This window comes from Streptomyces sp. NH27 (genome assembly GCF_056859195.1).
Map to the genome: position 1 here is coordinate 1 of NZ_JACEGK010000310.1, position 9,355 is coordinate 9,355.

16 protein-coding genes are annotated in these 9,355 nt (G+C 73.5%); 4 read left to right on the forward strand and 12 right to left on the reverse strand.

Annotation, left to right across the window (positions count from 1 at the left end; all coding sequences use genetic code 11):
* Positions 1-718: 718 nt before the first annotated feature.
* The 5 genes from AC13HU_RS23445 to AC13HU_RS23465 all read right to left on the reverse strand — a co-directional run bounded on the left by AC13HU_RS23445 (position 719) and on the right by AC13HU_RS23465 (position 2,366).
* Positions 719-1,072 carry a hypothetical protein gene (locus AC13HU_RS23445; RefSeq protein ID WP_483043911.1) on the reverse strand — a complete coding sequence of 118 codons (354 nt, stop codon included), beginning with the start codon at positions 1,070-1,072 and terminating at the stop codon, positions 719-721.
* A gap of 162 nt (positions 1,073-1,234) precedes the next feature.
* Positions 1,235-1,393 carry a hypothetical protein gene (locus tag AC13HU_RS23450; RefSeq protein WP_483043912.1) on the reverse strand — a complete coding sequence of 53 codons (159 nt, stop codon included), beginning with the start codon at positions 1,391-1,393 and terminating at the stop codon, positions 1,235-1,237.
* Positions 1,381-1,665: a hypothetical protein gene (locus tag AC13HU_RS23455; RefSeq protein WP_483043913.1), complete on the reverse strand. Its 285-nt coding sequence runs from the start codon at positions 1,663-1,665 to the stop codon at positions 1,381-1,383. The genes AC13HU_RS23450 and AC13HU_RS23455 overlap by 13 nt, the downstream gene beginning before the upstream one ends.
* Before the next feature lie 45 nt (positions 1,666-1,710).
* Complete coding sequence (locus AC13HU_RS23460; RefSeq protein ID WP_483043914.1) at positions 1,711-2,097, reverse strand: hypothetical protein; 387 nt, start codon at positions 2,095-2,097, stop codon at positions 1,711-1,713.
* A 56-nt stretch (positions 2,098-2,153) separates the two neighbouring features.
* Positions 2,154-2,366: a hypothetical protein gene (locus AC13HU_RS23465; protein ID WP_483043915.1), complete on the reverse strand. Its 213-nt coding sequence runs from the start codon at positions 2,364-2,366 to the stop codon at positions 2,154-2,156.
* 226 nt (positions 2,367-2,592) lie between these two features.
* Between AC13HU_RS23465 and AC13HU_RS23470 the strand changes: the two genes are divergently transcribed.
* Complete coding sequence (locus AC13HU_RS23470; RefSeq protein ID WP_483043916.1) at positions 2,593-2,739, forward strand: hypothetical protein; 147 nt, start codon at positions 2,593-2,595, stop codon at positions 2,737-2,739.
* Between the two features lie 65 nt (positions 2,740-2,804).
* Positions 2,805-4,280, forward strand: coding sequence for a hypothetical protein (locus tag AC13HU_RS23475; RefSeq protein ID WP_483043917.1), 1,476 nt, complete (start codon positions 2,805-2,807; stop codon positions 4,278-4,280).
* 153 nt (positions 4,281-4,433) lie between these two features.
* On the opposite strand, the gene AC13HU_RS23480 is transcribed toward AC13HU_RS23475, so the two are convergent.
* The 7 genes from AC13HU_RS23480 to AC13HU_RS23510 form a co-directional block, all read right to left on the reverse strand.
* Positions 4,434-4,856, reverse strand: a complete 423-nt coding sequence (locus tag AC13HU_RS23480; protein ID WP_483043918.1) for a GFA family protein — start codon at positions 4,854-4,856, stop codon at positions 4,434-4,436.
* A gap of 319 nt (positions 4,857-5,175) precedes the next feature.
* Positions 5,176-5,628 carry a hypothetical protein gene (locus tag AC13HU_RS23485; protein WP_483043919.1) on the reverse strand — a complete coding sequence of 151 codons (453 nt, stop codon included), beginning with the start codon at positions 5,626-5,628 and terminating at the stop codon, positions 5,176-5,178.
* 278 nt (positions 5,629-5,906) lie between these two features.
* Entirely contained in the window at positions 5,907-6,485 is a 579-nt protein-coding gene (locus AC13HU_RS23490; protein ID WP_483043920.1) for a hypothetical protein, read from the reverse strand.
* 102 nt (positions 6,486-6,587) lie between these two features.
* A complete protein-coding gene (locus AC13HU_RS23495; RefSeq protein WP_483043921.1) occupies positions 6,588-6,893 on the reverse strand; it encodes a hypothetical protein in 306 nt (101 codons plus the stop codon).
* Positions 6,877-7,167 carry a hypothetical protein gene (locus tag AC13HU_RS23500; protein WP_483043922.1) on the reverse strand — a complete coding sequence of 97 codons (291 nt, stop codon included), beginning with the start codon at positions 7,165-7,167 and terminating at the stop codon, positions 6,877-6,879. Before AC13HU_RS23500 ends, AC13HU_RS23495 begins: the two co-directional genes overlap by 17 nt.
* On the reverse strand, positions 7,164-7,685 hold the full coding sequence (locus AC13HU_RS23505; protein ID WP_483043923.1) for a hypothetical protein: 522 nt from the start codon (positions 7,683-7,685) through the stop codon (positions 7,164-7,166). Before AC13HU_RS23505 ends, AC13HU_RS23500 begins: the two co-directional genes overlap by 4 nt.
* Positions 7,682-8,125 carry a hypothetical protein gene (locus AC13HU_RS23510; RefSeq protein WP_483043924.1) on the reverse strand — a complete coding sequence of 148 codons (444 nt, stop codon included), beginning with the start codon at positions 8,123-8,125 and terminating at the stop codon, positions 7,682-7,684. Before AC13HU_RS23510 ends, AC13HU_RS23505 begins: the two co-directional genes overlap by 4 nt.
* Before the next feature lie 250 nt (positions 8,126-8,375).
* On the opposite strand from AC13HU_RS23510, the gene AC13HU_RS23515 reads away from it, so the two are divergent.
* Both AC13HU_RS23515 and AC13HU_RS23520 read left to right on the forward strand, forming a co-directional pair.
* Positions 8,376-9,113, forward strand: coding sequence for a hypothetical protein (locus AC13HU_RS23515; RefSeq protein ID WP_483043925.1), 738 nt, complete (start codon positions 8,376-8,378; stop codon positions 9,111-9,113).
* Positions 9,114-9,132: 19 nt separating this feature from the next.
* Positions 9,133-9,355: hypothetical protein (locus tag AC13HU_RS23520; protein ID WP_483043926.1), on the forward strand; the 223-nt coding region annotated here is incomplete at its 3' end.

Below are 9,355 nucleotides of genomic sequence, written 5' to 3' on the forward strand. Positions count from 1 at the left end.
GCGGGTGTTCGCGCGGCTGGTGAGGCGGACTCGGTCGCCGGGCGTGAACTCGGTTTCCACGGGCGTTCCTTTCGGCGCGGCGGGCCGCTGCCGCGCCCCAGCTGGGCAGCCGGGGCCGGCGGGCGCACCGCGGGGGAGGCGGTCGGTGCCGCCGACCTCTGGCTCGTGACAACGACAATACATTGCCAAAAAGAGTTATGCAACGAAGCGGCGCCGGGCGGGGCTCGTCGGTCGGGCCGGAGGCGTACGTGGGGAGCAGGGTGTAGTGGGGGACGCGGGGCCAGGGCTGCGGCCGGTCCTCCGGTGTGGCGGTCGCCGGTGGAGATCCGCCGGGCGGTGGTGTCGGTGACCCGGTACCACTCGATGTTCCACGGGCGGTCGAGGGCGAGGACCACGGAGCCGTCGTCGTCCCGGGCGAAGGCGCTCCGCCGTCGATGGTCGTGGCCATCAGCGCGATCTGCTCGGCCAGGTGCTGCTTCGCGGCGGCCTGGGTGTCGCCGCGGCCGATGACCGCGGCCATCTTCAGACGCCAGCCGGCTCCCCGCCGGGACGGTCGGTGCGTGGTGATGCCGGGCGGGGGGACGGAGAGACGGTCTGGGACGTAGGTGTGTCCACGGACAAGCCATTCTCGGCGGGAAACGTGTTCCCTTGAGGAAGGGGGGCCGGGGCGCGCGCCGCGCGTTCCGGGGGGCGGCCGTTCGGCTTCACGGGCCGGGGACTAGCGGTTTGCCGGCCAGCCGGTCAGCCCGACGCTCGGTGTCCCGCTGGTCTTCAGGGTGACCTGCATCTGCGCGAGTTGCGGGTGGGCGGTCAACGCGGCGTGGTAGAGCCGGACTTGGGCGTTCAGGGCGTCGGCGTTGTCGGCGGGCCCGTCCGGTGCGGGCCGATAGGTGACGGTGAGGACGGCGTGCCAGGCGGGGGAGAGGTGGAAGCCGGAGACGCGCGCGGTGCCGTGCTGGTCGTACAGGGCGCGCTGGTGCCCCGCCTCGGCCAGGACGGCGTCGACGACCGGCACCAGGGCGTCGTAGGGGGCCGACCGCGGGAGCCGCGGGCCGGTGGGGTCGGACTGCATGGGGTGGACCTCCTTGCTCGGGCCGCAGGTGGAGGGCGGCGCGGGCGGCGGGTCGGTGGCGAACGCCGCCGGCTGCCGCGCGGGGGCGCGTCCGGTGCCGAGGTGGCGCTGTCGGCCGCGGACTGGCGGGAGGGCCCGGCGGCCCGCTGGCCCGGCCGGCGCTCAGCGCAGTGCGTCCCGCCGCCACAGCCGTTCGTCGGCGCGTTTCACCCGGCGGCGGCGCCATCGGCGGGTGCGGCGGCGCCTGTCTCCGCGCTGGCGCGGGCCGGGGCGTCCCTCATCGGGCCACTCCGGGGTGAGGCGGTAGTTCAGGACGGCCATCCCGTCTCCCTTCCTTGGCCGACAGCCGCCAACAGAGCGTTCCGAGGCGGTTCTTGGCGCGGCTGCGCCGGGGCGTCGTCGCCTTCGATCTGCCGACGCTCCCGGTACGGCGGGCTCCAGGCGAGGGCGGCCGCGAGGGCCCCGAACTCGGCCAGGGCGGCGGCCGTGCCCGCGATGGCCGGGCCCGCGGGCCGGTAGGCGGTGAAGGCGGCGGCAGCGGGGGCGGCGGCGAGCAGCCAGCGCGCCCGCCGCCGTACGGTGGTGGCGGACATCGAAGCTCCAGGGGGAGGCCGCCGGGCGGCCGGGCGGTGTCGGATTCAGCGCAGCGTGAGCCGGGCGGTGCCGGGGCGGCCCTCGCGGTTCAGGCGGGCCCCCAGCTGCCAGCACTCGGTGAGCAGGCGGTTGAGGGTGTGGGCGCGGTCGTCGGCGTAGGGACCGAGCAAGTCGCGCACCTTGCGGGGAAGTTCTGCGAGGGGCCGGTCGCCCACGGTCCACGCCAGCATCGTCCGGCCGTCGCAGACGCCGGGGACGTGCACCGCTCCGTCGTTGTCGAAGGTCTCGCCGAGGGCCACCGCGCCCTTGCGGACCGAGACGGTCAGGTACGCGGCGCCGGGATAGAGGCGGGCCAGCAGTGCGGTGAGCGCCGTCAGCGCGTGGTCCGCGCCGTCGCGGGCTGCTTCGCGGGCCGCCTCCACCGGGCTCACCGCGTCGGTGGGGGCAGCACCCCTCTTGTGGCAGTCCGGCCCGGGACGCAGCGGGCTCACTGGTTGCCCAGCCGTTCAACGACCTGGTCCGCGTACCCGCGAAGGACGAGGAACGCGCCGTCGGGGTTCGGGTGCTCGGCTGCCAGTCTCCGCAGTCGGACACCGTAATGCGCCATGAAGCCCACGTACTCGGCGAAGTCCAGGTGGACGGCCTGCTCCAGGTCCTGCTCGATGACGGCGCGGTCGGCGCTGTAGGAGTCGGCGGTCATGGCGGTACCCCTCTTCGGTCGTGACGTATCCGGCCGGCGTCAACGCGCCGCCGCGACCACTAATATACAGTCGCATAAAGAGTTACGCAAGCCTATGGCGGGAGGTGTGGGCGAGGCGCGGTGGCAATCGATGGTGTTGCGTAACTCTATTTACAGCTCCTAGGGTGTGGCTACGCCGCAGCGCCGGCACGGCAACACCCTTCCCCCGCAGCGTCCAGGAGTCTCCATGTCCGCGCCCGTCACCACCATCCACGTCAGCCCCGACGACCTGTACGCGGCCGCCGAGGAACTGGAGCGCACCGGCCAGGTCGAGTGGGTCGACCAAGGCGGCGAGACCGTCGTGCTCACCCTGCCCGTCTCCTCCGGCGACTGACACCCGCCCCACCACCACCCTTTGCCACCAACGCCCAACCCGATCCGATCCGAGGAGCGACCGACATGCCCGCCGTGAACCCCCTCCAGATGCGCTCCCTCCTGGCCACCGCGCTGGACGACGCGCTACTCCGCGACGCCGACACCCCCTCCACCTTCTACGCGCACGCCCACCGCGAGGCCGCCTCGTTCCGCACTCTGGTCGTCAGCGGCGGACCGGGGACGGGCAAGTCCGTGTGGGCCCGTGCTCTGGCCGACCCGGCGCTGCGCGCGTCCGCCGCGGAAGACCTTCGCATGCCGCGGCTGGAGACCGTTCGCGCGGTGACCGGCACGGGCGCGGCCCAGGACGCCGACCGGCCGACCGGCGCCCAGCTCGACGCACTCGCCGGCGAGGGCATCCGTCCGCCCACGGTGTGGACGGCCGTCGCCCTGCACGCCCTGGGCGTCGCTGACGTCACCCGGCTGACCGGCTGGCTCGACCGCGCCCAGTGGGTCGAGCGCCACCGCGATGCCGTGCGCGAGGTGTTCGCCGCCCTGGACCGCCAGGCCGGCGCGGAAGGTGTCGTACGGCTGGTGGTCTTCGACGCCCTCGACCGGCTCCACCCCGACCAGCGCCGTGCCGACTTCTACGCCTCCGGAATCCTCCAGCTGGCCGCCGACCTCGCCCGCACCACCCCGAACGTGCGGGTGAAGGCCTTCATCCGCTCCGACATGCTCGCCGCCGCGCTGCCCGCCCTCCCGCCGGCCTCCCGGCGCTCACTGCCCACGGTCCGCCTGGACTGGAGCAGCCACACCGGCCTGCCCGGGGGGCGCGGCACCGCGCTGTACGGCCTGCTCTTCCACCTCCTCGGCAACCACGACAGCCAGCACGCCGCCGCCTTCCGCGCCCTGACCCCGGGATGGTCGCGCACCGCCGACGGCCGCTACACCGCCCCCGCCCCGCTCCATGCCGACCCCCGCGCGCAGGAGCAGCTGTTCGCCCTCCTCGCCGACCCCTACCGGGGAGCGACCCTCCGCCGGGGCTCCACCTACGCGCTGCTGCCCTCGCACCTGGCCGACACCGCCGACCGCCTCACCCCCCGGCCCTTCCTGGCCGCGCTGCACCGCGCCGCCCGGCTCACCGCCGCCGACCGCCCCGACCACGACCGGGCACTTCACCACCAGGACATCCAACGTGGCCTGGCCGCAGGCGCCCTGGCCCGCGCCGCCGAGATCGAGCAGGCCCACCCCTGGGTCCGCGCGGCACTCGCACCGCTGGCCGGACAGCAGCTCCCGATCGGCCTCGATCACGCCATCGCCGCGTGGGACGGCGCCGAACTCCCCGAGCAGCTACGCCGGTTGGGTGCCCGCGCCGCTGATCCAGCTCCCAGCGGCATCCGGCACCTCGACCGCTACGCGGACCTGCTGGACGACCTGGCCGCCGCCGGAGCCGTCCGCAACCGCGACCACCGCCTCGACCTGCCCGAGATGTTCCGCATCGCCTACCGACTGGGACGTCGCGGAGGAGTCCGGCACCCCGCAGCCCAGGCCGTGACACGGTAGCGGCCTGGCCCCGGGCCGCCACCGGCCCGGGCGGACCCGCTCCGGACGCCCGCGCAGCGGACGGCGACAATCCGCCGGAGCTCCCGGGCCCGTCGCCACGCCCACGTACTCCACGGGGATCGGGCGGTCGGCGTGCCGGGGGCTGCCGTGCTCTCAGCCTGCGGGGGTGCCCGGGGAGTCCGGCAGCCCGAGCCAGTCGGCGGCTTCCCGCAGGCGGTGGAGGTTGCCCGGGACGAGCAGCGGGTCGTCCTGGTCGTCGAGGGCGGTGACGAGCAGGCCGACGACGGCGTCGTTGGCGTAGTCGACGGCGGCGATGTGGCTACCGCACACGGGGCAGAAGCCGCGCCGGGTCGCGCAGGGGTAGGTGTCGTACCACGTCGGCTCGATGCCGCCGACCCAGGTCAGATGCTGCTGCGGAAAGCCAACCCACCACTGGAAGGGCGCACCGGCCCGCTTCCGGCAGTGCGCGCAGACGCAGATGTGCGGATCGTCGGGTGGGCCGGCGACGGTGAAGCGGACCTTGCCGCACAGGCAGCCGCCGGTACGGGCGCGGGCGGCATCGACGGCATCGGGCATCAGTTCATTTCCCCTGCAACAAGGACCAGTTGGGGCATCCAGTGTGCCATCGCCGAGGGTGTGGTCCCACCCGCCACCGCCACATCACCTGGACCGGCGTCGACATCAACGCCTCTGCCGTCCACGCCCCCCAGAGCCCGAACCTGACAACTCCGGCGCCCATCCGGCGATCCGCCGCGGCCTGACCAGCGTCCACGGCGTCTCCGTCGACGCCGCCCGCACCGTCACCACCGCCGACGCCGCTCTCCGGAACTCCGCCCCTGCCGGCGCGCCAGCGCGCTGGCGCAATCCCACGGCACTGCGGCGGGGCGAGTTGCCATCAGGCCGTCCCGGCGGCCAGGTGCGCGGCGAGGTGCTCCACGACCGCGGCGTACACCCTCGGCGGCGTCGACGAGGTGTCCAGGTCCAGGAGGAGCGGATCTCCGCCGCACGCGTCCGCGATCTGACGCCCCTGATCGGACAGAGGCCAGTGCCAGGCGACCTGCCGGGCCTGACGTGGCACCTGCACGTGCACGGCCTGGTCGATAGCGGCCACCGGAACCAGGACGGCCAGCAGCGGATCGGCGCGCAATGCGGCCGCCACCGCCTCGTCGGGATCGGCCCCGTCCGGCAGGCACACCTCGCCGCGCAACACGAGCCCCATCGTGTCCACGACCAACTCGCAGCGGAGTCCAGCCGAGCGCCAGACCAACTCCCCGAGCTGGCCGGGCCGCGGACGCTCCCAATCCGCCCACCACCCGTCGTCCGAGAACTCTTCGTCGGCCGCCGCCATACGCTCGTCCCTCTCTCGTGTCCGCCAGGCTCCGGACCATGCCAGTATGCGGCCAGCGCCACCCAGCCTCCCCCAAATCAGCGCGCTGTACACGCGGGTTGGCGCCGAGGACGAGAAGCGCGCCGGATTCGGCAGGCGCGGGCCGGCTCCCCCAGTTCTCGGCAGGGTCGCGTCGTTTTCGGCGGTCAGCCAGGGCGTGAGGAGTGACAGCGACGGTCCGCCGTTGCCGGCCTCGTTCAGGCGTCGCCGCCCCGACGGTGAGGCCGGAGTCGGCCCGCTTACAGAACGCTGATCATCACGGGCTGCCCGTCGGGCAGCCGGCCGCGGGCGTCGATCCCGTAGGGCATGGCGGGCTGGGTGCGCAGGGCGGTGATGCCGGCGCAGGCCGTGGTGCAGACCGCGTCGGGATCGTCGGCGCCGTCGACGGTCAACTGCACGCTGAAGCCCCGCTCGTCGTCGTGGACCTGGAGGCCGGTGACGTCGACCAGGGTGTCGGCGAGTGTCCCGGTCCAGGGGGCGAGAGAGCGCAGCATCGCCGCGTGGGTGGCGGTGGAGGTCGTGCGCTGGCCGGCTGTCCGGTTCATGGTCGGGTGGGTGGCGGCGAGCAGTAGGACGCCGCCGGGCAGGTCCGAGGTGAGGGTGTAGGTGCAGGAGGCGGCGCCGAGACCGGACAGGACCGGGACGGCGGTGGTGGCCGCCGCGATCCGGTCCACGCTTGCCCGCTGGTCGGCCATGGCGACCGCGTCGCCGAAGGTGATCTGGACGGTGCGGTCGGCCAGCGCGAGATGCACGGGCTCCAGAGAGCCGGCGCGGTCCAGGACACCGGCGGCGACGTGCAGCAGATCGGGCAGCCCCATGCGTCTCATTGTCCCGGCCGTGAAGTCCCGCCACCACACCATCGCGGGAGTTGACCAGATCCGGGCGGCCCCGCGCGCCGAAGCACGGAGCCGCCCCCGGGGTCACCGGTTGCCGTGCATCAGCGCGTGCGCCGAGGCGATGGCGTCGATGCGCTGCTGAGCCGTGGCGGCGGGATCGCCGGCCAGGAGCCGTAGTTCGTTGGCCTTCTCGCGCAGCGCGCTCGCGTACGACCACCGCTGGTCGCCCCGCTGGGCGTGGGGGGCCATCGCGGACAGGTCGGTGGCGAGCAGGTCGGCTACCGCGTAGGCGGACTCGGCGGATTCTGCGGCGCGGCGGGCCGCGCCACGCAGCAGGACCAGCACCGGGGAGAGCGCGACGTCCCGGGGCGGGTCAGCGGGGGTGGTCATCGTGCGGGTGCTCCGATCCTCGGCGAGCGTCTTGGACGGCGTGTTCGGGCAGGCCGAGGTAGCGGGCCAGGGCCTGGGGTGAGTGGTGCAGGAAGGTGCGCGTGGAGGTGTGCAGCGGGCGGCCGTCGGCTGTGGTGACGGCGAAGCCGTCATCGAGCAGTTGGACGTGCACGGCACCGGCCGCCGCTGCCGAGCGCAGTGCGGCGGCCAGAACCTTCTCGCCGCTGGTGTCGGTGGCCTCGGCCTGCACCTGCCAGGGGTGGGGGCGGATCACGAGCCGCCTCCCGGGCGCAGGCAGGGGATGTAGCCGTCCGGGTTGTTCCACTGCGGATCGCGGGCCTCGGCGGGCAGATCCTCGTAGCTGACGCCGGCTTCCCGCAGCTCCTCGGCGATGTGGTCCAGGGGGATCTCGCAGGACAGATCGTGCGGCCACCACCGGGCGGCGAGGTCTGCGGGAAGCGGAGGCAGCTGGCGCGTGAGGTCGTCGAAGCGGTGGATCGTCCTGCCGTCGGCCGTCAGGGCGAGTTTGAGCGCGACGCTGTCGTCGTCGTAGACCTTCAGCGTGACGTACGCCGCCTGCGGGTACAGGACGCCCAGCAGCTCGGCGAACTCAGCGGCGGCCCGCTCGGCGTGGCGCTCCATCAGCTCGCGCGCGGCGGTCATCCGCCGGTAGGCGCCGGGGGTGTCCTCGGTCTCGGCGGACGCGGCCGGGGGCTGGCCGATACCGCCGTCCTCCAGAGCGCTCTCGGCGACGCCACCGCGGGCGCCCGCATGGGCGGGCGTGGTGGTCACTGCTGCGCCTCCTCGTCTTCGTCCTCTTCGCCGACCGCGTCGGGCCGCACGGCGAAGGCGATGGTGCCGACAACGTCGGGCAGGGACGACAGAGGCAGGGCCTCCTCGATCCGCTCGATGTCCTCGTCGGTCAGGGTGAAACCGGCCCAGGCGTCGAGCTGGGCGCGGGTCAGGCTGATGCCGGAGCCGGACATGCCGGTGCGCTCCTCGGGGGTGTGGGCGGGCTGGGTGGCGGCCAGTCCGGACGGTGTGCGGCTGGTGATCGGCCCGCCGTAGACGTCGATGCCCTGAGCGTTGAACCAGTCCAGAAGCGTGTCCGTCGTCGCGCCCGGGTTCCAGGGGCCGCCGCCGGCCTTCGCCACGGCGGCCTCGATCCTGTTGAACAGGGCGACGACGGCGGAGCCCTCGCGGGTGGTCTGGTCGAACGTGAGGCTGTGCATGGGGGTGCGTCCTTTCCGTGGGAGGACGCGGCGGACCGCGCCCTCGGATGCGGGATGTGCTCGCAGCAGAGCCGCGCACTAGATCATTGCTTAACTCTATATGCGCCTGCATGAGTGTCAAGCCCTATCCGCTATTGCGTAACTCTATTTGCGGCTGTATATTTTGGGTGTCGCTCGGTTCCCCTGGCGCCTCCGCCCTTCTGGGGCGGCGTCCGGAGATCCGCCCGCAGAGCCAGAGGAGTGCAAGATCGTGAAGCGAAGCCTGCGCCGCAAGATCGAGAAGGCGATCAACAAGACGTGGAACCCCCGCCGGACGAACCAGCGCGGTGAGGTCAGCGTCGTCGTCTCGTTCCCCGAGAGCGCGTTTCCCGAGGCACCGAACTGGAGTCCCGGACCGGGCTTCCAAACCACCGCCGGTGCGGGCGGCGACTACGCCTGGCTCCGGGACAACGGAGACGGCACCGCGACGGCGGTCGTGGCGGGCGTCGGCCCCAAGGAACGGCCTGCCGCCGACGGCGGCGCGTGGACCGAGCCGGAGGTGTGGACCGTCACCGCTGAGCGCGACACCCTTCTGGAAACCTCATCGCTGTCCGACAAGCCCCACCGGATCACCTGGATGCTCGATGTCCCCGGTGCACAGATCCACCGCGAGCCCTACGCCGGTCACCCGGTGGCACGGATGGAGGCGTACTGGGCCGAGTTCGAGCAGCGCTGGGGCTTCATTCCCGGTCGGATGCACCGGGGCCGCCATCCCTTCGCCGACCGCCGCCACTTCGTCGTTCTGCACGCGGTGCCCGGCTACGACAACCTGCCGAACGAGATCGAACTGCTGGACGCGACCATGTTCCTTGCACGCACCTTCGGTGGCAGTCCCCGCGTCTACCCCTACGACCCCGCGCGCCGCCGGACTCGCGGCCCGCTCGGCTCGGCCCTGATCGACCTCTCCCTCGAAGACATCGTGCGCCGCAACGGCCTGACCTCGCGCTGACCCGAATGGAGCCGCACCGATGCCTACCGCCCACGTCATCACGATCCGAGAGGCCCGCGCCGCCGACGCCCCCGCCTTCCTGGCTGTCATCGCGCTCGCCGACCCCGGCCACCCGGCGCCCTTCCACCAGGCCCGCGCCGTCCTGGCCAACCCGCCCGCCCCGCCGCTGGCGCACGCACGCCAGCGCCTCCAGATCGCCGGGGCCCCCGACGGCGGGGTCGCCGGCGCCCGCCGGGGGGGGG

Coding starts and splice junctions, on each gene's coding strand:
- AC13HU_RS23445 (WP_483043911.1), bottom strand. CDS start 1,072: ATGCAGTCCGACCCCACCGGCCCGCGGCTCCCGCGGTCGGCCCCCTAC.
- AC13HU_RS23450 (WP_483043912.1), bottom strand. CDS start 1,393: ATGGCCGTCCTGAACTACCGCCTCACCCCGGAGTGGCCCGATGAGGGA.
- AC13HU_RS23455 (WP_483043913.1), bottom strand. CDS start 1,665: ATGTCCGCCACCACCGTACGGCGGCGGGCGCGCTGGCTGCTCGCCGCC.
- AC13HU_RS23465 (WP_483043915.1), bottom strand. CDS start 2,366: ATGACCGCCGACTCCTACAGCGCCGACCGCGCCGTCATCGAGCAGGAC.
- AC13HU_RS23470 (WP_483043916.1), top strand. CDS start 2,593: ATGTCCGCGCCCGTCACCACCATCCACGTCAGCCCCGACGACCTGTAC.
- AC13HU_RS23475 (WP_483043917.1), top strand. CDS start 2,805: ATGCCCGCCGTGAACCCCCTCCAGATGCGCTCCCTCCTGGCCACCGCG.
- AC13HU_RS23480 (WP_483043918.1), bottom strand. CDS start 4,856: ATGCCCGATGCCGTCGATGCCGCCCGCGCCCGTACCGGCGGCTGCCTG.
- AC13HU_RS23485 (WP_483043919.1), bottom strand. CDS start 5,628: ATGGCGGCGGCCGACGAAGAGTTCTCGGACGACGGGTGGTGGGCGGAT.
- AC13HU_RS23490 (WP_483043920.1), bottom strand. CDS start 6,485: ATGGGGCTGCCCGATCTGCTGCACGTCGCCGCCGGTGTCCTGGACCGC.
- AC13HU_RS23495 (WP_483043921.1), bottom strand. CDS start 6,893: ATGACCACCCCCGCTGACCCGCCCCGGGACGTCGCGCTCTCCCCGGTG.
- AC13HU_RS23510 (WP_483043924.1), bottom strand. CDS start 8,125: ATGCACAGCCTCACGTTCGACCAGACCACCCGCGAGGGCTCCGCCGTC.